Source organism: Sphingomonas crocodyli (assembly GCF_004005865.1).
Classification (GTDB): Bacteria; Pseudomonadota; Alphaproteobacteria; order Sphingomonadales; family Sphingomonadaceae; genus Rhizorhabdus; species Rhizorhabdus crocodyli.
The window spans coordinates 623,218-645,386 of sequence record NZ_SACN01000001.1; the positions used below are offsets into that span (position 1 = coordinate 623,218).

Sequence of the window (22,169 nt, forward strand, 5' to 3'; positions counted from 1 at the left end):
GGTCAGACATATCCCTCTTGTTGGTCGCGCACCCGTTCGGCTTCTGGCCGATCTTGTGGCGAGCCGAAGCCGCCGCCGCCGGCGCTGCGGACCAGGATTTTGTCTCCCATGCCGAAGCTCAGCATGTTCTCGCGCGGAGAGAGATAACCGCGTTCGCGATCGGTATCGGGATTATAAACGACAAGGCTTGGGCTGCCGGCTTTGCCACCACGGCCACCCCAGGGCGCTGTCTCAGCGGAACGTTGCTGGAGGCGAACCCATCCCGCGGCGCTATCTGTCAGGAACTCGTAGACACGTTCCAGGGCGAGGCCTCCGCGATGCTGTCCCTCCCCGCCAGAATTGGGCACGAGCGCCGAGCGGAGGACGCGCACAGGTCCTAGGCTCTCCATGACTTCAGCGGAGATGAGCGAACAATTGCTGCCATGCGTGTCAACCGCGTCGAGACCGTCATGGGCAACAGATCCGCCCATGCCTCCCCCCATCAGATCGAGAACGGTGAACGGCACCGCTTCGCCTGTCTTCAGGCGACCAGGACGGTCATCGACACCGCTTGCCCTAAAGACAGGAAAAGAAATCTGGCTCCCGGCCGCACTGCGTTCAGGCACGGCTTCGGAAAGCGCCTTCAAGATGACATCCGCTACGCCCTGTTGGACAAAGTGGCGGGCCGCGACCGCTGCTGGTTTGCGCGGATTGAGTACGCTTCCAAGCGGTGCCTCGACAGAAAATACGCGATTAAACCCGCCATTTTGCGGAGTATCAGGTGCGACAACGCACTTGAGCGCGTAATTGGTCATGGAGATGGTCGAGGACCAGGGGCAATTGAGCGCCGCAGGGCGCTGATCACTCGACCCGGCAAAATCGACCTTGATCGACGAACCTTCGATCGTGACGACGACATGCAACCGGATATTATCTTCGCTTGCGATCCCGTCTTCGAGAAGCGTTTCAGCTTCATAGCGGCCGTCCGCAATGCGTTCGACCATGCCGCGTGCATAGGCCTCGCCGTAATTGAGGGTCGCGGCCGCCAGTCGCCGGAAGGTTTCGTTACCGTGGAGGGCTGCCAGTTCGGCAAGGCGCCGCTCCGCCGTGCGGCAGCCCGCGACCTGAGCACGCAAATCGCCAAGGCAGATGTCCGGGAAGCGGACGTTTGAGCGAATGAACTCGACCGCAGTTTCGTTCTGCACGCCACCATCGATGAAGCGGATCTGAGGGAAGATCAGGCCTTCGGCATAAACCTCAACATTGTCCGCGACCGTTGTTCCCGGGAACCGTCCGCCAATGTCGAGATGATGCGCGATCGTCGAGGCGACGCCAATGATTTCGCCATCGTTGAAGATTGGACTGAACAGGGTGATGTCGGGTGTGTGCGTGCAGCCCTTATAGGGGTCGTTGCAGATGAAGACGTCGCCGGGCTTCCATTGCTCGAGCGGAATGCGTTGGCGAATATGCCCATAGGCCGTCGACATCGTGCCCAATTGCGATGCGATGGTCTCGGCCTGTGCGAGCATTTCACCTTCCGGGGTGAAGATACCGCAGGCATAATCGTAGCTATCCCAGATGACGGCCGAGAAGGCGCTACGCCGCAGCGCTCTCGACATCTCTTCGGCGATACCGACCAGCTGATGCTGAAATACATCGCGATCGATGCTGAAATTAGCGGACATTCGGCTCTCCTTGCGAGCGGATGCTAATGACTCCGAAGTCGTCCACGCGGCCGATCTGACGCGGTAGGATGATCACGGTGGTGTCGCTCTGGCTGATCACGGCGGGGCCCTCCATCACGTCCCCGGGAGCCAGATCTGCGCGAGCGTAAACTGGGCATTTCTGACGAGAGCCGGTGCGGTCGAGCAGCATCTCGCGCCAGCCGATCGGGTCGGGATGGGCACGCGTCTTGGGAGGGATCTGATTGAAAGTCGGCTTTGCGACGTCACCGACCGCCGTCATGCGCAGGTTGACGACCTCCAACGTGCCGCCCGGATTGCTATGGCCGAACGCCTGCCGATGAAGTGCGTCGAACGCTTCCTCGATGGCTGCGATATCGACACGTCCGTCCGCTGCACGAGCCAGAGGGACAGTCAGGTTGTGGAACTGCCCTTTATAGCGAAGGTCGAGTGCCTGCTGATAAGAGCGTTTCTCGTTTGCGATTCCATCGCTCTCGAGAGAGGCTTCGAGCTTACCAAAAAGCTCGTCAAAAGCGCGTTTCAGGGCCTGGTCGGAAATTGTCGCGAGGTCGCCTGCAAACACCGCCTGTGCGCTATGACGGACGTCCGCCATAAGCAGGCCGAGCGCTGAAAACACACCTGGCCGTGGTGGGATAAGGATCTGCTCGGCCCCTAGTTCGCGCTCCATGAAGGACGCGAAGATCGAACCTGCTCCCCCGAATGCCAAAAGCGAGAAGTCGCGTAGATCTTGTCCGCGTTCGACGGTGAGCGTCCGGATGGCCTGCCGCATCTGGGCACAGGCAACCGCGATCATTCCGAAGGCGGCCTCTTCGATACTGATGTCGAGAGGTCCCGCCACATCCTTGGCGATGGCCGCGCGAGCGCGTTCAATATCAAGGCGAATGTCGCCCCCGGTGAAATCGGCAGGATCGAGAATGCCAAGAACCGCCACAGCATCGGTCAACGTCGCCGCGGTGCCACCCTTACTGTAGCAGGCTGGACCTGGCACAGCGCCCGCCGAATGCGGGCCGATATGGAGCGAGCCGGCATGATCGACCGTTGCAATGGATCCGCCGCCTGCCGAAATCGTCTCGATATCGAGCATCGGGACCCGCACGACCTGGCCGTTGATCGCGCGTTCATGGGTAAGGCCAGGTTGGCTATCGATGATGAGGGAAAAGTCAGCCGATGTGCCGCCCATATCGAAAGTGACCAGATTTTTTGCGCCAATCTGTCGCCCTAGTTCGGCGGATGCGATTGCGCCGCCCGCGGGGCCCGACAGCAGCATTGCGGCTGGATTGGCCTCGATCGAGGGAGGGGCTGCAACACCGCCATTGCTGCACATCAACCTCAGCGGTGCTGCGAAACCGACAGCCGACAATTTTGTCGTTAGAGACTTCAAATAGGCCGAAAGCTCGGGTCCCACATAAGCGGCCGCAGCTGTCGTATTCGCCCGCAGGAACTCACCCATCTGCGGATTGATCTCGCACGACAGATAGGGCTTTTGTCCCGTACCCGCTTCGATGGCGTCCGCCAGCAAGCGCTCATTGCCGTCATTGTGAAATGAGAACAGGAAAGAGATGGCGACCGCTTGCGGGTTCATCTCTTTGAGCTGCGCTACAATGCTATCAATAGTGGCCTGATCCGGAATTGTGATCCGTTCACCGAAGGCGTCGACCCGTTCTTCAACCTCGATGATTTTGGATCGAGGAACTACGGGCCATCTCTTTTCGGACGTCAGGCCATAAGTGTGAGGGCGCCGCTGATCCCCGATCTCCAGCACGTCTCTAAAGCCGTTGGTAACGAGGAGGACAACGTCGGCGCCCTTGCGTTCCAGCCAGGCGTTCGTCGCAATGGTCGATGCATGGATGAAGCTGGTCAGGTCGCTGATCGACAGGCCCGCTTTGGCTAAAAGACGTTCAATGCCAGTGATGATTGCTGCGCCATCACCGGCGCTCGATGGCACCTTGTCAACCAATATATTGCCATTTTCGGTATCGATGAGGACCAGATCTGTGAATGTCCCGCCGACGTCCGAAGAAAGGTACAACATGCAAAATAGCCCCTAATCCCGCCGGATTGCGCTATGCCAGGGCTCCGAGGGTTGAGTGGAGCGTGCACGTAGGGCAATCAGCTTGCAACAGTTTATTGAAATTTTTGCGTCAAATTGACGATCTGTTCACTGCGTCGTCCGTTCGGCTGCTGGTGCCGCCAGGCGATCGAGAACGTTGCGCGTGATCCGGCTGACGGCCGGATCTTCTAGGCCATGAATCCAATCCGTAGTGCCGGCGGTGAAGACGATCCCTCCAGCAGGAGAAGTGAAGCTTCCCATCACAGCGTGGCCATGAGCGTAAGTCGCAAGGGTTTCTGGCTCGAGATTTCCACCTGCTTGCTGAGCAACGAACTCAAGATCTGAAAGCATGCCGTCAGGACAGGAGCCGGCTGGAGCCGTCTCGCGCGTAAATAACGCGACCGGAGCAATTCCCGCGATCTCGAAATTCTCCGGCGTTCCGTCTTCGCCTGTCGGAAAAGGCAAACCCTTTTCGAGTTTCAGCGCGCAGCCATCGCATTCATAGCCGATGATGGCATGCGTCGCGCCCAGCTGATCACCATAACTCAGCCCCGTATCGGCCAATGCCCAATGGTTGGGGCGATAAATTGTGTATCCGCCAGCTGACGCGGGAGTTGCCCCACCAAAGCGCGCATATCCGCCTCGGGTGAAGCTGACGCCGGTCATCGTATTCTCTGGCCGCTGCGTCAGCCGATCGGACCAGATGCTCGTGTTGCGTCGCTTGTCCGCGGTATGAAGGATGGGATCGCGTGCAACCTTGCGCTTGAACGCGACCATTTGGCGGCCCTCCTTTTCAAGGCGCACCTGCCAAAAGGCCGTGTTGCCGGAGAAGAAGGCCGCGTTACCGCCGTTGGCCACGTGGGCTTCGACTGTGTCGCGCATTTCCCACGACCAATATTCATCATGTCCAGTCGACAGGATCAGGCGATAGCCCGACGCCAGATCGGGGAATTCTTGGAGGTCGCCATTGACCGCATAGTCAACCTCGATCCCCTCACGCGCGAGCCATTTAGCAAATTTGCCGCCCCATTGCGCCCAGCTCGCCGAACCGGCGAACTTGGAGATGTGATGGCGCTGGGCCCATGCGACGAAGTCTGATGCGGTGCCGGCCGCAGAGGTCGCAAATCGATGCGCGGTTTCGGGAAGAGAGATGAAGCCTTTGGGTAGGGGTCTTTCGAACGAGACAATGGGCGCGCCACCGAGATAGCCTAGCTCGTCTGAGACGTAGGTGCTTGCCCCGCCAAATGTATTATAGGCGTTCCAGGTATTGGTCTCGAGCACCCACAGGATCGCAGACGAAGGCTGAGGGGCGCGCACAACGAAGAAGGTTTCACCTGTTTCTCCGGACGCGCTTTGCAGCGTGAGGATGTAGAATCCTGACTTCAGATCTTTGGGTAGTGCGATCGAAAGCCCAACAGGCCAGCCACATCCATTGGCGACCACATCTTTAGGGATTTCATGAAAAGCGCCCGCACAGTCGCCTTCAGCGACGCGCTGCGACGACCTGCCTGCGCGGTCCAGATAATAGCGCAGGGTTGGAGCATCGGTGGAGAAGCACAATTCCGCGGTCTGCCCTGGCGCGTAGGACTGTCTGCGACTGTACACTTCGATCATCTCTCACCCATCCTCATATCGGGCCGCTGATATTGGTCCCGGGCTGAACGGTTCGGCGCGCAGCTTTTGCGCTTCGGTTATGAGTCCTAATCCTACGCGCCGCCGACTCATTTTCTGGCAAGGCGAGCGGTAGGCAGTCCTTGCGATATATTCAATATAATAAACTACGGGCTCCTTCAGGCGCCCTGTCGCTCTGGAGGCACATGCCTCGCCACAGCAGCATGAGATAAGACCAAAACTCCAGTGGATCTCAGAAAATCGATAAAATACTCACGCTCTGGCGCGTCGGCATGCGTCCGATGCGGGGCGCTGCACGCTCAAGGCACATGCAGTCTTTCCCGCCGAAACATTCAAGATTATGATGCAATATCTGACTGGCAGTGCGAAGCCTGCCTCATAACGCACCGTGGAAAGGCTCGATCATGGCAACGACATGCGGGACGAATGATATCCTCTCAGCGCTTGTCGCTATTCGACGTGATTTGCATGCCTACCCAGAATTGGGTTTCAAGGAGCAGCGAACGGCGGCTCGCATCGCCGACTTCCTCGAACAGCTCGGTCTTGAGGTCCATCGGAATATCGGGACTACGGGCGTGGTTGGCGTGCTCAAAGTAGGCAATTCGTCGCGCAGCGTAGGCCTGCGCGCCGATATGGATGCCTTGCCAATACAAGAGATGACGGGGCTCGATTATGCGAGCCGCCATCCCAATGTCTTTCACGGCTGTGGTCATGATGGCCATGTCGCAATGCTGCTGGGCGCAGCCCAGGAGCTGGCAGACAAGCGGGACTTTGACGGTACGGTCAATTTCATCTTCCAGCCGGCAGAGGAGGGGCTGGGTGGTGCAAGGGCCATGATTGAGGATGGCCTTTTCCAGCGCTTCCCATGTGATCGCGTCTTTGGAATCCATAATTGGCCGGGATTGCCGGAAGGCGTGGTGGCGACCCGCCCCGGCCCGATCATGGCGGCAGCCGATAAATTTGAGATCCTCATCGAAGGGAAGGGGGGGCATGCAGCGCAGCCCGAAACCGCCTCCGATGTCGTAGCGGCCGCAGCTCAGCTCGCTCTCCAACTCAAGACATTGGTGGCACGTTGCGCATCGCCATCTGCAATGGCTGTTCTATCGGTTACGCGGATCTCGGCGGGCCATACGCACAATGTACTCCCGGCCTCAGCTATTGTCGGCGGGACTGTGCGGACATTTGATGCGGATGTTCAGGATCGCATTGAGGCTGAGCTGCGGCAAGCGGCGGACGGCATCGCCATGATGACCGGGACCCGAGCTACAATTGACTATGACCGCTATTATCCAGCCACCATCAATGACCCCGAAGCTGCCAATGATGTGATGACGGCGCTTAACGGCGTTTGTTCGGCACAGATTGCGCAAGCTCCCGCTCTCACATCGGAAGATTTTGCGTTCATGCTGCAGGCTTGCAAGGGTGCCTATCTTTGGCTCGGTCAAGCACCCGTCTCGGGAGCGGCTGCCGTGCCGCTCCATCATCCCGGTTACGATTTCAACGATGCCATATTGCCTCATGGTATCGCGGTGAACGTCGCTCTCGCGCGGCATACGCTCGGCACGGGACAGTAGATTTTTCGGCGATGGGGGCAGCGCGATCACGTCGGTGCCTCCCGATCATTGAGGCTTCGGCGTCAGGGCCGTTTCATTCTAGCGCTCGTTGAGTGCTTCAAGCCGGCTTGTGGCGATCGCGCTTACGCCAGCAGCCCTAGAAGAGAAGCTGTCCAGCCCGGCACACAGGCGAGGCTGGACAGGCGAGATTAGAACGACTTGCTAAACGACATGCCGATCGTGCGCGGAGCAATGCTCGTCGCACGAATAGCGGTGGGACCGCCGTTCAGCGTGGTGTTGTCGATGCGCAGGATGCCAACCTTATCGAACAGGTTGGTCACAAACGCGTCGACATGCCAACCGGCATCCTCATTCCCGATCCCGATCTTGGCGCCCACGGTCGCAAAGCCAGGGACACGCTGCGTCGCGGCGTCGGTACGACGGAAGAACATCCACTGGGTCGACTGATACGAGACGTCCGCTCGAACAATGCCCTGTAGGCTGGAGGAGACGTCCCAGTCATATTGGGCCGCGGCTTGTGCGGTCGTCCGCGGGGTGCGCGGAACATTGTCATCCTTCAACCCTGCGCCCGTAATCGTGAAGCCGCCAGGGACGTTCTGGTTCCCCTTGAGCTTGCTCACAATGTAGGAGCCCGACGCCGTCAGAGTCAGGCCTCGCACCGGGCGGATCGCCAGATCACCTTCGATACCGTCGACGCCGACCGTGCCCGCGTTGGTGACGATATTGAAGATACCGCTGGGGTCAAAACCGGTCGACTGGAGGTTTTTCCAATCGATGTGGAAGATATCGAAATTGGCCGTAATCGCGTGATCGAGCCAGCTCGACTTCACACCGGCTTCGTAGTTCCACATGCTGTCGCCCTTATAAGGGACGAGCGCGGCGGGAAGGCCCAAGGCTTGGTTTGCGCCACCCGGACGGAACCCGCTCGAAGCAAGCGCATAAACGAGCAAGTCTGGCGTCGCCTGATAGGAGACGTTGAACTTGTACAGCCAACCATTGTCTGAGCCTTTGCCTTCCGAATAAGGCGAAGGACGTATGTTGATGCGGGTGAGACCGATCGGGATCGAGCCGCCGACCGTCACCTTATAGTCGTAGTAGCGAGCGCCCGCATTCAGGGTCAGTGCGTCGAAGAGTTTGTAAGAGAGGTCGGCATAGCCGGCGGTTTGTTCCAGACGGCTATTGATACGCCGATCGTAGATCAGCGTGCCGGCCGCAACCGTCGCCGGAAACACGACCTCGCCGGTGGTGGCATCGGCAGCCTTGATCAGGCTGCTGCTGGTTTCTTCACGCAGCGAGTGGAAGCCACCAACGGTCCACTGAAGCGGGCTTTCGGTCGTGCTCGATGCACGCAGTTCCTGTGTTTCGGACCTCACGCGCTGGCGCACGACGTTTACGAGCGGCGCGCCTGGATAGAAGCGGTTGAGAAAGTCAGACGAATCCCAGTTATAGCCGCGATTGCGGCGAAGCCAGGACACGTTGCCAACGATCGCGAAGTCGTCGAGATCCCATTTGAGATTGCCGGTGTAGAGGCGCAGCTTGTCGCTCTGCGGCTGTGTCGACCGGAGCGGCTGAACATAAGCAGGCCCAGTCCCGTCGCGATACGTGTTATACCGCCAATTGGCATTGTTACCTGTCGCATCCTGAATGACGGCCATGCCGTCTAGCGTCAGATTTTCCATCGGCTGGAAACGCAGCATCGCCCGTCCGCCGCGGCTCTTGGTCGTGTTGAGGTTCTTCTTGCCCAGGACCGGATAATCAACCCAGCCGGGCGCGTCGGTGTAGAAGCCAACGACGCGAACAGCGAGGATATCCTTTACCAGCGGCGTGTTGACGACGCCTTGGACTTCGTAGCCCGTACCGCCATGATCAACGGTCATTGCTTGGCCGGCGACCTTGCCCTCATAATCGGTGAGATTGGGGTTGTTGAACAGCAAGCGAACCGTGCCGGCCATCGAGCTCGAACCATAAAGCGTGCCCTGTGGGCCACGCAAAACTTCAACGCGCTCAACATCGAACAAGCGAACATTGGGGGTGGCTTCGCCGGCGTCGTTGTTGTTGCCGAGCGGGCTGGTGAGCGGAGTTTCGCCATAATAGAGGCCGACCGTCGGTTCGCCTGCAGCCTGAATGTTGCGCAACACGATGCGGCTGCCACCATCCGAATTGGCTGCAAAAGTTAGGCCCGGAGCCACCTTCACGAGATCGGTGCTGTCCGAAATATTAGCGTTGGAGAGCGTGTCACCGCGCACAGCTGTGATCGAGAGAGGAGTCTTCTGCAGCGTGGTGTCGCGCCGCAGCGCGGTCACGACGATGTCACCAACTTCCTGGGCGTCTGCCGGCTGCTGGGTTGTAGCGGTTTGTGCGCCGGCAGCGCTCGCCGCGCTTAGAACCACCATACAGCTACTGACCATCAACGCGCGGCGAATACCCCCGCTCGCTCGCGCTTTGGAAAATGCGATATTCATCATTTTCGCCCCCTCATTCATTTTCATGCCCTCGCACCTGCAGGCCAATCCTACGTGGCTGCTTCGGGCTCCCTGTCCAACTCACTGTTTTACATCATTTTTGATCGGAAATTGCCGTGAGTCGGATCGAAGAAGATTACACCTGATATTTGAAGGCGCAATAAGCAAGTTCAAGATACTGATGTATGGAGTTCAATCTATCGTGCCCTGCCATCATATAATGTGGGGTGCCGGCAACGGAAAAATATCGGTACCAAGTGCCGGGCATTGGGAGAAAGCGGGTTTGCGATGAGCGGGAGGTCGTAAAACGGCGCTTGCAATTTTGCTCAATATATTGAAATTCTCCGTCACGAGTTGTGCGTTCTGGCAACGCAGGGGCCTTGGGATGTGGGATTGAATCATGGGCTTTCGAGTAGGTGTGGACGTTGGTGGATCGTTCACGGACTTCGCCATTTTGGATGAGAGCGACCAGTCGGTGAGGACGTTGAAAGTGCTTTCGCGCCCCGATGAGCCGGGGGCCGAGGTGATCAAGGGGCTGACGACGATCGAGGCCGAATATGGGATCAGCCCTTCTGATATCTCATATTTCACTCATGGGACCACAGTCGGCGTCAACACCGTTATTCAGCGCAACGGCATCAAGCTGGCGCTGTTCGCCACTCGAAACTTTGAGGATGTGCTTGAGCTTGCGCGTCTTAAAATTCCGCAGATCCACAACCTATTGTCGAAGCGGCCCGAGCCGCTGATCTCACGTGACAGGGTATTTTCAATCGACGAGCGTATGGGCCCCGATGGGCACCCCTTGCTCGCGGTTGATCGAGGAAGTGTCGAGCAGGCGCTTGCAGCCGCGCGCGCAGCAGGCTGCGAAGGGGCGGTCGTTTCACTGCTCCACTCCTACCGCAATCCCGCACACGAAGCAGAGGTGAAGGCGATCGCTGCTGAGCTTGTGCCAGATTTCCCGATTTTCCCGACGGCTGAGATCTGGCCGATCATTCGTGAATATGAGCGGACGATCACCGCCACCATCAGTGGATATGTTCAGCCCAAGGTCGAACATTATCTAACGCGGTTCGAGCAGGCGCTCGAAGGTCTTGGGGTCGTTCCCAAGCCGCGCATCACGCGTTCTAATGGCGGAGTGATGAGCGTAGCTCAGGCCAAGACCCAATGTGTCCAGATGATCCTGTCCGGCACAGCCTCGGGTGTCATCGGCGCCAGCTATCTCGCAAAGACATGCGGTTTTCCTGCCGTGATGAGCTTCGACGTTGGTGGGACCAGCGCTGACGTCGCAGTGATCGTCGATGGTCAGCCGCAATATGGCGTGGGAGAGTTGATCGGCGATTTCCAGATCCACGTGCCCACCGTTTCGGTCAGTTCCATTGGCCAGGGTGGGGGCTCGATTGCTTGGCTCGATGAGCTTGGCATTCTCAAAGTCGGCCCCGACAGCGCGGGATCGCGACCTGGTCCTGCTTGCTTTGGGCGGGGCGGCGAGCGTCCTACTCTTACGGATGCTTTTGCAGCGACCGGTTTCGTTGGCCATTCTGACCTTGGCTATAATGCGATCAGTGTCGACCGATCGCTTGCCGAGAAGGCGATCGACACAGTGGCCCGCCCCCTGGGGCTTTCGGTGCAGGAGGCTGCCGAGCAGATCATCCGCGTCGCAGTGTCCGGCATGTACACCGATACAAGCGGGCTTGTGTCCCGCTTTGGCGTAGATCCGCGGGACTTCTATTTTCTTGCCTTCGGTGGCGCAGGACCAATGACGGCCTGCTTCCTCGCGCGCGAACTCAATATGAAGGGCGTGATTGTGCCACCCACGCCTGGCGTGCTCAGCGCCCTGGGCGGATTGATCGCGGACCTTCGCAGCGATTTCATCAAGACGCTCTATGAGGATCTTGAGGCTGGCATCGAAGACTCCCTTCGCGCAGCTTATGATGATCTGCGGACCCGAGCGATTGGATGGTTGCGCGATGATCAGGGCTATGAAGATGCGCCTGTCATCAGCTGCTCGGCGGACATGCGCTATCGTGGCCAGTCATTCGAGATTGAGACGCCCATTGAGGCGACTTGGATTGAGGCAGGTGATCTCGAGGCGATCGCCAGTGCTTTCCACGATCGTCATCAGCAGCTGTTCGATCACCAAGACCGCACAGCGCCGGTGCAGCTCATCAGCCTGAAGCTCGTCATTTCGGGAGCGACGCCTAAGCCGACCTTCCCAGAGCAGGAGAAAAGGACCGGGCAAGCGCCTGTTGCGCGACACGTGCCTGTTTTCCTGGGTGGCTCAGAGGTCCAGGTGCCGCTCTATAATCGCACAGACCTTTTCTATGGCGCGGCTTTTACCGGCCCTGCAATCGTCGCTCAAGCGGACTGCACCACCTGCATTCCGGGCGGTTTCGACATCGAAGTCGACCGCTTCGGCAACCTTATCATCGCGTCGAAGTCGTAGGAGCTGCGCGAAATGGCTATCAGCGGACAAAATCTCCAAATCCTGATGAACCATTGTGCTGCAGCAGCGGATGCGATGGCATTCACCTTGCTTCGGACAGCCCACTCCACCTTCATCAAAGAAACCGAGGATTTCTCCTGCACAATCCTGTCGGCTGATGGCCACGCAATTGCGTCGCCGCACAGCTTTGGTGCGCCATGGTATAGCGGTATCGATTACAGCCCGATGCTCGACCTCATCCCGTCCTACAAGCCGGGTGATATCTGCATCTCGAACGATCCCTATAGTGGACATGTCGCAACGCACACGCCGGACATCCACATTTGGAAACCGGTTTTCTACAAGGGCGAGCTTGCCTGCTTTGTTGCGGGCCATATCCATAACACAGACGTCGGCGGGGCCGTACCTGCATCCCTGTCCCGTTCGCTGAGCGAAATTGTCCAGGAGGGACTTCGGATCCCGCCCGTTAAGATCGTGTCAGCCGGTCTTCTCAACGAAGAGCTGGCGGCTCTGATGCAGCGGAACGTCCGCGCACCCGATCAGAATTGGGGGGACTTCAAGGCTCAGCTCGCCTCGGTCAATATCGGTGAGCGCAAGATGGTCGAAATCATCGACCGCTTTGGCCTGGATGATTTCCGCACCGGAACAGCTGCGATCCTGGACTATGCCCACGCGCAGGCGCGGCGGGTGATCCAGACCATCCCGAACGGCGAATATTTCTTCAGTGACTATGCCGACGATGATGGCGCGAGCGAAAATCCATGCCGCATTGCGCTAACTTTGCGCGTCGAAGATGATGCGGTTGAGTTCGATTATACCGGTAGCGACCCGCAGCTCTCCTCGTCGCTGAACATGCCCACGGGCGGCTTGGAGCGTCACCCTCTGGCGCTCGTCGGGCTGACCTTCGTGCTGTCCACGTTGAGCCCCGGCATTTTGCTGAACGCCGGGACGCTACGCGCGGCTCGCGCGATCTTGCCCCAGGGCACGGTCGTCAATTGTGAGCCGCCTGCTGCGGTAGGTATGCGATCGCTGACCTGCACAGTGATGCAAAGCGCAGCATTTGGAGCCTTCGCGCAAGCGCTTCCAGAACTCCTGCCGGCCGCAGCCGCAGGGGGGATTGCCATCGTCAACGTGAAGACGTTTGACCGGCACAGCATGCCGGTCATGGCATCGCTCGGCCCCGTTGGCGGCGGTGGTGGCGGTATGCCGGCTGGCGACGGCGCTGAAGGCTGTGGAGGTTATACGGCCTTTTTGCGCAATACGCCCGTCGAGATCATCGAGGTCGAAGTGCCAGTCCGCATGAAGCGTTATGGGCTGTGGCCGGATACGGGCGGCCCTGGTCGTTATCGCGGCGGACTAGCCTCGGTCATGGAGTTCGAGGTCACATCCCCCAACACCGTTGTCACCTCGCGTAGCCGCGATCGATCTTTGTTTTCGGCCTGGGGGCTGGCCGGCGGTCAAGCTGGCACGACCGCGCTCTTCCTAAAAAACCCGGGCACCGGAAAAGAGCGAAGCCTGGGCAATATCGATTTCGTCAATTGTGAGCCGGGTGACGTCATTCGCATGATTGGCCCCGGGGCGGGTGGTTATGGCGATCCTCTGACCCGAGATCCCGCATTGGTCGTTCGCGACGTGCAGTGCGGGTTTGTGTCGGCTGAAAATGCCAAAATCCAATATGGCGTGATCTTGAGCGACAATGGGTTCGATCCGGTCGCGACTGAGGCTCATCGAGCCAATTTGGTCTCTACGCGAGCCAATGGATTCTTCGACCTTGGCGCCTTCCGAGACAGGTTCGAGACGACGTGGACCACAGAGCGTTATGGGCTGCTGACCGAGCTTCTGTCGTCGGTCCCGACCTTATGGCGCCAATTCCTCAAAGATCAGGTTTTCACGGCCGTCGCCGAAGGGCGCTTCGCCGAGAACGGCACTGCAAGGCAAATGCGGGCGCTCAAGGATGATCTGATCGAGCGCTACCCCTTCATCGTCAAGGCCGCTTAGGTCCGGGGCTGCCCCGATCCTCCGTGCTCTTCGTCATGCGGGTGGCGAGCGCGGAGGATCGGGGTCTTTTTGACGCTTCACTCACCAATATGTGCGGTGCGCCGGGCACGATTGATGTGCCTAGCAGCAGTGCGCTCGCCTTGAGCCTGATCCTCGGGCGGCGGGAACTCTATCGGATAGGAGCAAGCCGTGATCCAACCTTCGCGCGCCTTTCGTCTGGAGCACGATCTGCTCGGTGACATGCCCGTTCCCGAAAACGCCTATTACGGAATCCACTCGTTACGAGCGATGGAGAACTTTCCGATAACAGGTACGTCGATTGGAACATGTAGGGATCTGATCGTAGGCCTCGCAGCGATCAAGGAGGCCGCAGCAGAGGCGAATTGCGAGTTGGGTTGCATCGATGCGGTGAGCAAGGACGCAATCGTTGCAGCGTGCCGGGAAATCCGTGGCGGCGCATTGCATGATCAGTTTGTCGTCGATCCCATCCAAGGTGGGGCGGGCACGTCGACCAATATGAACGCCAATGAGGTTATCGCGAACCGTGCACTCGAGATTATGGGTTTCGAGCGCGGTGAATATGTCCGCCTTCATCCCAATGAGCATGTCAATTTCGGCCAGTCGACCAATGATGTTTACCCGACGGCGCTGAAGCTTGCCGCCTTGTCGGCGATTTCACGCCTGCTCGTCTCGATGGCCAATCTGCGGCTGGCCTTTGATGCCAAAGCGCAGGAGTTTGCTGACGTCCTCAAGATGGGCCGGACGCAGCTTCAAGACGCTGTCCCGATGACCTTAGGCCAGGAGTTTGGCACATACGCGTTGATGCTGGCGGAAGACGAAGCTCGCTTGCTCGAGGCTTCGGGCCTGATCCGTGAAATCAATCTCGGTGGTACCGCGATCGGAACAGGCATCGCCTCACATCCCCGCTATGCTGCGCTGGTGCGTGAGCGTTTGTCAGCGATCGTCGACCAGGATTTGATCACTGCCCCGAACTTGATCGAAGCAACGCAAGATTGCGGTGCCTTTGTCCAACTCTCGGGAGTTCTGAAGCGTATCGCGGTCAAGCTGTCGAAGGTTTGCAATGACCTCCGCCTGCTGTCGTCGGGCCCTCGATCAGGGTTCAACGAGATAAATCTGCCGCCGCGTCAGGCAGGGTCCTCGATCATGCCCGGTAAGATCAATCCAGTGATCCCCGAGGTCGTTAATCAGATCGCGTTCGAGGTGATCGGCAACGATATGACGATTACGATGGCCGCGGAAGCCGGCCAGCTTCAGCTCAACGCGTTCGAACCGATCATTTTCTACAGCCTCGAGCGGAGCCTTTCCCATTTGACCGCGGGGTGTGAAACGCTCGAACGGCATTGCGTTCGCGACATAACGGCCAATCGTGATCTTCTGAGGGCTCAGGTCGAACGATCGATCGGGATTGTCACCGCGCTCAATCCACACATCGGATATCAGTTCGCGACCGAGGTGGCTGTCGAGGCGCACAGTTCGGGGCTCAACGTTTACGACATCGTTCTAAGCCGCGGGCTTATGACGCGCGAGCATCTGGATCTTGTCCTGTGCCCAGCTGCGCTTACCCAACCGAGCAGCATGCTCAGCTAAGAGCTGGCCTTTGAGTGCGGCTGTTGAAAATATATAAAGGTGTCCGGCGTCGTGCGCAGGGCATCAGTAAATATCGTGGTGATCAGTGCACGATGCGTTTGATGCGTTAGCATTCGCGAAGGCGCGGTAATTTGACTCGCTACCTTTAATAACTTCGACGTGGCGGTATGAACCATGCCGGATCATTTGTAGCTTGACGCATTTCGTTGCTGATGCCCAGTTGTTCACAGTAGCGGGGGCTACAATTCAGCGGGGGGAGTAAATGGGCAAGGCGTCAGAATGTCGGCGTGCAATCGCTGGAGCCCGCCATTCGTACTGGGTGCTCGCGTTTATTGCTGCAGCGCCGACCATCGCGCAAACAGTGCCGGATACGGTTGCTGCTGTGGCGGCCTTAACCCCACCAGCGGGTGGCAAGATCGTCATCTACCGTCCATCTGCGATCATGGGCTACGGCGTCGCTTGCCCGGTCCGCTATCGTGGCCACGAGATTGTCGAGTTGGGACGCGGTAAGTTCGCAGAGTGGGTGGTGCCGGCTGGGCCCTATATTCTCACCAATAAGACCGCGAGCGTCGAAGTGAACGTTCGCCCTGGTCAGACAAGCTATGTCCGCTGCCAGATCAAAACCGGCTTCATGACGGGGCGTGCGGATCTCCAGATCGTCGATCAAGAGAGTTTCGCCGAACATCAGGCTGATTACGTCCGTAAGGACATCTCTGCGCCGCCGCTCTGACGGTGCCTTTGCGAGACTGAATGGCCGGTATCGGCGCGTCGCGTGGCTTTGTAACCATGACCTTAGTGGAGGCGCCGATGAAAGCCATTCTCACACTCTGCATCGCATTCTTGCTCAGCGGCTGCGCCGTCACTCAGGTCGGCTCACTCTATGGGCTGAGAGGGCAACCGCCGGAGCGCCCGCGCAATATCTTCGTCACCGTTGACGGGACGGGAAATAGCCAGATCTCTCGCACTAATGCGGCACGCCTTTTCGAATTCGTTGACAACTACGCTGGGCAACAGGGCGATCGCACGCTCGCAACCTATTATGCAGAAGGTGTGGGCAGTCGCGGTGGAGCGCTCGGCCTAGCAATGGGCTACGGCATGGCGGCCGATGTGAAGGGCGCCTATGCATTTCTGACCGAGATCTATCGGCCGGGCGACCATATCTACTTGAGTGGCTTTAGCCGAGGTGCTTACGGCGTCCGCATTCTGGGTGGTCTGATCGCCATAGCTGGGATCCCGGATCTCGCGGCGCGGCCAGTCGCCCAGCGCACGATGATCGTCGACAAGATCTATGACGCGTACAAAACCGGACGGCATAAGGGGGAGACCCTGCATGCTCAGAATGAACGCCGGCTTGGCGCCATTCGCAATATTCTCGCATCCTATAATATCGAGATGCGCGGCGAAAATCTCGCGACCGAAATCGAGACTATGGCGCTTTGGGATACGGTGGAGGCACTTGGAACGCCCGACCGAACCGAGGATCCAACAGAGAGCCCGGACCATTATCTGATCACGACCTGCAACGTGCGCCACGTCTATCACGCGCTCTCGCTCGATGATGATCGCGCCTATAGCTTCACACCAATCTTCGCCAATGCGCCCAAGATGCGCGAAGATTGCCACAACGCACCACCAACCGACATCCAGGAGATATGGTTTGCTGGCGCGCATGCCGACGTTGGTGGCAGCTACTCTCCCGACGATAGGGTCGACGGCTTCTTACAGGGCGTCTCGCTTAACTGGATGCTGGATCGGCTTCGGCCTGCCAAGCTGTTTGCGGCCGATGCACGCGTGTTTGAGGATCGGTATGGTCCCATCCATGACGCCAAAGCTTACACGATCGCGTATAAGGCGCTGTATCGCAATTTCCGCGAACCGCTCCGCTATCATCAGATCGCTCACAGCGCAGGGCGGCCCAAGATCCATATTTCGGCCGTCGAAAGGCTGCGACAGCTAACAAAGCTCGACGAACGCTTTCCTCAATGTTCGGCCCAATCCCTGCAGGCCAGCGGACCACCGCTCTTATGCTCCGCTGCCCTTCAACCTTACGGATTCATCCCGGAAATGATCGCTGCTGGATGTCTCGAAAAGAGCCCTGACGGCTTCGATCTGCGGTCCGGTCAAACTTGCGTGACGATTGTCTGTGATGACGGTAGCGAGAGCGACTTTAGGTGCGACAGGCGCTCGGCTGATGCGGTAATCGACAGGCGGCAGCGCGTCGCTCACGTTGCAGCAAGGCCGATGTGACGCAGGTCACGCCTGAACAGGCGGCACTTCGTCAAGACAGGCCAGCATAGTGCAGAAGGAACACATCCATGAACAATAGCGACCTCGCTGATCACATCGCGGCAGCCCACGGTCTCACCAAAGCGGATGCGAAGAAGCTGGTTGAGACGGTCTTCGCCGGCATCGCCGACGCAGCCGCCAAGGGGGAAGAGGTCTCGCTCCCGGGCTTCGGCAAGTTCAAGGTCAAAGCCAGCCCTGCACGGGAAGGTCGCAATCCTTCGACGGGCGCTACGATCCAGATCGCTGCTTCGAAGAAGCTTGGTTTCACGCCTGCCAAAGCGATCAAGGACAAGCTGAACGGTTGAACTGATCACACGCGACCGGGCGGGCAAGGCGAAGCCGTTGTCATCGACAGTCACATATTCTTTTTGGGCATGCGGGAATGCAGGAAACTTCGCCGGCGTTTGGCGGCCGGACAAGCATGGCAGGCGATCGAAGCGCTCGAGAGCAGCGGCTATACCATTACAGTCAACAGCGCGCGCGATAAATCATTAGCGATGATTTGTGTTTCTGCCGCGAAAGCGTCGACTAGCCTTGTGTTCTTACTGTCGGCGCTTCGGCAAAGCTGAAATTTAAAAGGAATGCTGGGTTCAAAAGGACGGGCAACTAAATGGTTCTCAAGCCCGCTGACCATCAACGGATGTACCAAAGATACGCCATGCCCCGCGGCTACGAATTCGCACACCGTGAGCACCGCGCTGGCTGATACAACGATGCTAGGCGTAATCCGATGCTTTTCGAACATTTCTTCGACGAGGTGCCGTACAAAAATGTGGGGTTCGAAAGCAACGAACGGCAATTGATTCAGATCGTCTGGCTCGACATGCGTCTTGTAGCTGAGGGGGTGATCCTTCGGCATGATGCATACGAGAGGGTGCTCAAGAAGCGTTGTGACGAGGACGTGGGGGTTATCCAGCCGGCCATTGATTAGCCCGACGTCGATCTTTCTCGCAACAAGACGTTCGACCACCCACTGTGAGTTCATCGCTTGCACGGAACAAATGACGTTTTCATTCGACCGGAGGAAGGCGCTAGTCACACGTTGCACGAAATTGCCTGACAAGGCTGGCATCACACCAATTACAAGACGTCCCTGCCCCTCGCGGTGGAGCGCCGTGATGGCACTTTCGACCTGATGCACACCGGCAAAAATCCGCTCGACCTCGTCTCGTAACCGCAGGGCATGTTCTGTTGGCACCAATCGTTTTTTGACACGATCGAACAGGATGAGACCGGAATCGAATTCCAGGTTGGCAATGAGTTTGCTCATGGCAGGCTGCGAAATATTCAGCATTTCGCCTGCTCGCGCGATTGTTCCGTTCTGCATGACGGCAGCGAAAGCCTCGATTTGTCTCAAATTAACGTGGCGCCGCATCTCATAACCTCAGCGAAAGAACGACCGATATTGGTGTCTTACAGAAATGTTTCTGGACTAGGAAGGTAGTTGGGGGCGCGGCTCGCGCAGCCGGGTCCGCTGTTGACGGCCAACTAAGAAAACATAACTCCGCAGAATGAACTCGTCAGAAATCGACTTTGACGCGTGATCTCAGCGCGGACAAACGTGGCGCATAACAGATCGTCGAAAGCGTCCATGTTCAGAAAGTACAATAGCCTGACCACAGTGAAGCAGGTGACCATTTCAGTAGATGGCCACGCTATCAAGGCGGATCTCGGCGAGCCGGTTGCTGCTGTCTTGTTGCGACATGCTCCTCACATGAGCCGTACAACGGTCATCGGCGGTTCGCCGCGGGCGCCCTATTGCATGATGGGGGCTTGCTTCGAATGCCTCGCGGAGATTGACGGCGTAACTTCGACGCGCAGCTGCATGGCCCGGGTGACGGAAGGCATGGTTGTCAATCGGCAGGCCGGCCGGCCAGATCCTTTTAAGGATGCTCTTCGTTGACTGCGGTGCTCGTCGTCGGCGCGGGACCCGCTGGAATGTCGACTGCGCTGGATCTTCAGTCGCGCGGAGTTTCGGTGACCGTCGCGGATGACCAGCCCGCACCGGGTGGGCGGATTTTCGCCTCCATAGAAAATCGGAATGCTCATTCCGCAGAGGACCGAGAAGGTGCTGAACTTGTCCGGCGATTCCGCGCGAGCGGTGGCACTTATCTTCCGAACGCGGAGGTCTGGCAGATCGAAAAGGGGCCGCGCGTTTTCTTGAGCCATGGCGGCAGGACACGCGTGTTCGAGCCCGATTTCCTTGTGTTGGCCACGGGCGCGCAAGAGCGGCCAATGCCGTTTCAAGGCTGGGAACTGCCCGGGGTCATGACGGTCGGATCCGCCCAAATCCTATTGAAGGTGGCACGGCAAATTCCCGATAAGCCGGTATGGCTCGCAGGCAGTGGGCCGTTACTGCTTCTTTATGCGCATCAGTTGACCGCCGCCGGCGGTAGGGTTGCAGGGCTGCTGGATACGACGCCGCCCAATTCAATGGCTCGGTCGCTTCGCTATTTGCCCGGTGCATTGGCTTATGGGTGGAAGGATATTTGCCGAGGTCTGCGCTGGACGGTGGAGACATCTGGGCTTCCAGCCATAAGACATGTGGTTTCGCTCGAAGCGCGTGGCGGTGAATGCCTCGAGCGCGTGCAATACGAAACGAGCTCGGGGACTACAGGGGAAATCGATACTGAGTTGCTGTTGGTCCACGATGGGGTCGTGCCAGCATTGCATGCAACGCTGGCTGCGGGATGCGAACATCGCTGGAATGACAGGCAATCCTGTTTCGAGCCCGTCCGGAACAGATTTGGTCAAAGTTCTGAGCCGAAGATCTTCATTGCTGGCGACGGCGCGACGATCGCGGGGGCTCGGGCAGCAAGGCTTTCCGGCCAGCTCGTTGCGATAGGCATATTGGCGGCAGCAGAGCAAATGCCGGGTTTCGAGGCGATCCAATTAGCAAAGCCCCTAGAGCGAGCGCTCAACGCGGCCGCGCGCTTTAGGCGCTTCATTGATGCGGCATATCCTCCTGTCGAGTTGGCGATCCAGGACGGTGCGACCGTGTGCCGCTGCGAGGAGGTTAAAGCAGTGACGATCCGTTCGTCGCTTGAGGGCCGCACCCATCTCGGTACGGATGGCGTGAAAATCGCAACAAGGGCGGGGATGGGGCCATGCCAGGGGCGGCAATGCGGCCTCAGCCTAGTGCGGCTTGTGGCCGAAGCTCAAGGTGTAGAACGGCGATGTGTCGCGTTTCCCCGCATCCGTCCGCCCCTCAAGCCGCTGACATTGGGGGAGTTGGCTGACTTGCAGGTGTCGCGATGAAGAGGACCTCAGACGCTCTGGTCGTCGGTGGTGGCTTGCATGGCCTTTCAGCGGGACTGCAATTGGCGCGAAGAGGGTTGAAAGTCACATTATTCGAGCGCGCACGGATCGGGCGCCATGCTTCCGGAGCCTCGGCTGCCGGCGTCCGAACGCTCGGCCGAGCCCGCGCCGAATTACCGGCCTCTCTTGCCGCCATGGAAATGTGGCATCACATGGAAGAGCTCGTTGGCGATAACTGTGGGTTCGAGCCGAGCGGGCAGATCAAGGTCGCTGAAACAGAAATCGAGCTGATCGATCTGGCGACGAAAGTGGAGCTCCTTCGCGCGGACGGCTTTACGCATGAAGAAATGATCGACGCGGCGGAACTGCGAGCGCTCGTACCAGCAATTTCTCGTCACTGCGTTGGCGCGCGGCTTGTTCGGAAAGATGGTGCTGCGGATCCTCATCGCACGATCAAGGCATTCTACGCTGCCGCGCGAAGTGCAGGCGTCCACATTCACGAAGGGATTGGCGTAACGTCAATCGATCGACGCCGGGCGCTCTGGTCAGTGGGAACCACGACAGGAGATTTCGAGGCGCCCCTGCTCGTGAACGCAGGTGGAGCTTGGGCTGCGCAGATCGCTGCGATGGCAGGCGATGAGATACCCCTTGATAGCCCGAAAGCCTCCATGATGCTCGTGACAGAGCGCGTCAGGCCCTTTCTGAAGCCCACGATCGGAGCTGTCGGCAGAAAGCTTTCGTTCAAACAAACTGCTCAAGGGACTATATTGATTGGAGGTGGCCAACAGGGCAAGGCTGATCTCGTAGCCGAAACATCTGAGATTGACGGGATGGCTATGTCTCGATCCGCGGCTGCCGCGCTGGCGCTCTTCCCGGAGATCGCCAATCTGCGGATTGTTCGAACCTGGGCGGGTCTGGAGGCAAAGACTTTCGATAACATTGCAATCGCGGGTCTGTCGCCTTCGCGCGACGGGCTAATGCATCTCTTCGGCTTCTCCGGGCATGGCTTTCAGCTGGTGCCCATTTTGGGTGTGGCGACGGCAGAATTACTGGTTGATGGCTATTCCAAAGTTGATCTTAGCGGTCTCGCGCCAGAGCGACTGATGGACGCATCCGGTGCCCGCCCAGTCGGAAATGGCGTCGGTTGGGGGCGAGATTGACCGATGGATGAGGGCA

15 protein-coding genes are annotated in these 22,169 nt (G+C 58.6%); 10 read left to right on the plus strand and 5 right to left on the minus strand.

The genetic code is table 11. The annotated features are described in order from the left end of the window. Positions 1-2: 2 nt before the first annotated feature. The 3 genes from EOD43_RS03145 to EOD43_RS03155 form a co-directional block, all read right to left on the minus strand. Positions 3-1,664 carry a hydantoinase B/oxoprolinase family protein gene (locus EOD43_RS03145; RefSeq protein WP_127741013.1) on the minus strand — a complete coding sequence of 554 codons (1,662 nt, stop codon included), beginning with the start codon at positions 1,662-1,664 and terminating at the stop codon, positions 3-5. Further along, positions 1,654-3,714, minus strand: a complete 2,061-nt coding sequence (locus tag EOD43_RS03150) for a hydantoinase/oxoprolinase family protein (protein ID WP_127741015.1) — start codon at positions 3,712-3,714, stop codon at positions 1,654-1,656. Before EOD43_RS03150 ends, EOD43_RS03145 begins: the two co-directional genes overlap by 11 nt. A 126-nt stretch (positions 3,715-3,840) precedes the next feature. Beyond that, complete coding sequence (locus EOD43_RS03155; RefSeq protein ID WP_127741017.1) at positions 3,841-5,346, minus strand: N,N-dimethylformamidase beta subunit family domain-containing protein; 1,506 nt, start codon at positions 5,344-5,346, stop codon at positions 3,841-3,843. A gap of 422 nt (positions 5,347-5,768) precedes the next feature. Between EOD43_RS03155 and EOD43_RS03160 the strand changes: the two genes are divergently transcribed. Beyond that, the gene (locus EOD43_RS03160; RefSeq protein WP_127741019.1) at positions 5,769-6,938 is read left to right on the plus strand and encodes a M20 aminoacylase family protein; all 1,170 of its coding nucleotides are present in this window, start codon (positions 5,769-5,771) and stop codon (positions 6,936-6,938) included. 188 nt (positions 6,939-7,126) lie between these two features. On the opposite strand, the gene EOD43_RS03165 is transcribed toward EOD43_RS03160, so the two are convergent. After that, entirely contained in the window at positions 7,127-9,403 is a 2,277-nt protein-coding gene (locus EOD43_RS03165) for a TonB-dependent receptor (RefSeq protein WP_164857062.1), read from the minus strand. 397 nt (positions 9,404-9,800) lie between these two features. Here EOD43_RS03165 and EOD43_RS03170 point away from each other — a divergent pair, with 397 nt between their 5' ends. The 6 genes from EOD43_RS03170 (at position 9,801) to EOD43_RS03195 (ending at position 18,040) form a co-directional block, all read left to right on the plus strand. Further along, positions 9,801-11,843, plus strand: a complete 2,043-nt coding sequence (locus EOD43_RS03170) for a hydantoinase/oxoprolinase family protein (RefSeq protein ID WP_127741023.1) — start codon at positions 9,801-9,803, stop codon at positions 11,841-11,843. Positions 11,844-11,855: 12 nt separating this feature from the next. Then, on the plus strand, positions 11,856-13,841 hold the full coding sequence (locus EOD43_RS03175; RefSeq protein WP_127741025.1) for a hydantoinase B/oxoprolinase family protein: 1,986 nt from the start codon (positions 11,856-11,858) through the stop codon (positions 13,839-13,841). A gap of 189 nt (positions 13,842-14,030) precedes the next feature. Further along, entirely contained in the window at positions 14,031-15,449 is a 1,419-nt protein-coding gene (locus EOD43_RS03180; RefSeq protein WP_240653059.1) for an aspartate ammonia-lyase, read from the plus strand. A 262-nt stretch (positions 15,450-15,711) separates the two neighbouring features. Further along, entirely contained in the window at positions 15,712-16,179 is a 468-nt protein-coding gene (locus EOD43_RS03185; RefSeq protein ID WP_127741027.1) for a hypothetical protein, read from the plus strand. Between the two features lie 20 nt (positions 16,180-16,199). After that, entirely contained in the window at positions 16,200-17,696 is a 1,497-nt protein-coding gene (locus tag EOD43_RS03190) for a phospholipase effector Tle1 domain-containing protein (RefSeq protein ID WP_127741029.1), read from the plus strand. Between the two features lie 68 nt (positions 17,697-17,764). Next, positions 17,765-18,040 (plus strand): HU family DNA-binding protein, encoded by a 276-nt coding sequence (locus EOD43_RS03195; RefSeq protein ID WP_127741031.1) that lies wholly within the window; start codon positions 17,765-17,767, stop codon positions 18,038-18,040. A 149-nt stretch (positions 18,041-18,189) separates the two neighbouring features. Here EOD43_RS03195 and EOD43_RS03200 read toward each other — a convergent pair whose 3' ends face one another. Beyond that, positions 18,190-19,110: a LysR substrate-binding domain-containing protein gene (locus tag EOD43_RS03200; RefSeq protein WP_127741032.1), complete on the minus strand. Its 921-nt coding sequence runs from the start codon at positions 19,108-19,110 to the stop codon at positions 18,190-18,192. A 216-nt stretch (positions 19,111-19,326) separates the two neighbouring features. Here EOD43_RS03200 and EOD43_RS03205 point away from each other — a divergent pair, with 216 nt between their 5' ends. Genes EOD43_RS03205 through EOD43_RS03215 form a run of 3 tightly spaced genes read left to right on the plus strand, consistent with a single transcriptional unit; the run spans position 19,327 to position 22,153 of the window. Next, positions 19,327-19,638: a (2Fe-2S)-binding protein gene (locus EOD43_RS03205; RefSeq protein WP_127741034.1), complete on the plus strand. Its 312-nt coding sequence runs from the start codon at positions 19,327-19,329 to the stop codon at positions 19,636-19,638. A 5-nt stretch (positions 19,639-19,643) separates the two neighbouring features. Continuing rightward, positions 19,644-20,993, plus strand: a complete 1,350-nt coding sequence (locus tag EOD43_RS03210; RefSeq protein WP_240653219.1) for an FAD/NAD(P)-dependent oxidoreductase — start codon at positions 19,644-19,646, stop codon at positions 20,991-20,993. Beyond that, a complete protein-coding gene (locus EOD43_RS03215) occupies positions 20,990-22,153 on the plus strand; it encodes an NAD(P)/FAD-dependent oxidoreductase (protein ID WP_127741038.1) in 1,164 nt (387 codons plus the stop codon). Before EOD43_RS03210 ends, EOD43_RS03215 begins: the two co-directional genes overlap by 4 nt. Positions 22,154-22,169: the final 16 nt, after the last annotated feature.

Excerpts from the sequence above, each read along its gene's own strand:
- EOD43_RS03160 (WP_127741019.1), top strand. The coding sequence starts at position 5,769 with ATGGCAACGACATGCGGGACGAATGATATCCTCTCAGCGCTTGTCGCT.
- EOD43_RS03190 (WP_127741029.1), top strand. The coding sequence starts at position 16,200 with ATGGCCGGTATCGGCGCGTCGCGTGGCTTTGTAACCATGACCTTAGTG.
- EOD43_RS03185 (WP_127741027.1), top strand. The coding sequence starts at position 15,712 with ATGGGCAAGGCGTCAGAATGTCGGCGTGCAATCGCTGGAGCCCGCCAT.
- EOD43_RS03215 (WP_127741038.1), top strand. The coding sequence starts at position 20,990 with ATGAAGAGGACCTCAGACGCTCTGGTCGTCGGTGGTGGCTTGCATGGC.
- EOD43_RS03200 (WP_127741032.1), bottom strand. The coding sequence starts at position 19,110 with ATGCGGCGCCACGTTAATTTGAGACAAATCGAGGCTTTCGCTGCCGTC.
- EOD43_RS03165 (WP_164857062.1), bottom strand. The coding sequence starts at position 9,403 with ATGATGAATATCGCATTTTCCAAAGCGCGAGCGAGCGGGGGTATTCGC.
- EOD43_RS03155 (WP_127741017.1), bottom strand. The coding sequence starts at position 5,346 with ATGATCGAAGTGTACAGTCGCAGACAGTCCTACGCGCCAGGGCAGACC.
- EOD43_RS03145 (WP_127741013.1), bottom strand. The coding sequence starts at position 1,664 with ATGTCCGCTAATTTCAGCATCGATCGCGATGTATTTCAGCATCAGCTG.
- EOD43_RS03205 (WP_127741034.1), top strand. The coding sequence starts at position 19,327 with ATGTTCAGAAAGTACAATAGCCTGACCACAGTGAAGCAGGTGACCATT.
- EOD43_RS03195 (WP_127741031.1), top strand. The coding sequence starts at position 17,765 with ATGAACAATAGCGACCTCGCTGATCACATCGCGGCAGCCCACGGTCTC.
- EOD43_RS03175 (WP_127741025.1), top strand. The coding sequence starts at position 11,856 with ATGGCTATCAGCGGACAAAATCTCCAAATCCTGATGAACCATTGTGCT.
- EOD43_RS03170 (WP_127741023.1), top strand. The coding sequence starts at position 9,801 with ATGGGCTTTCGAGTAGGTGTGGACGTTGGTGGATCGTTCACGGACTTC.
- EOD43_RS03150 (WP_127741015.1), bottom strand. The coding sequence starts at position 3,714 with ATGTTGTACCTTTCTTCGGACGTCGGCGGGACATTCACAGATCTGGTC.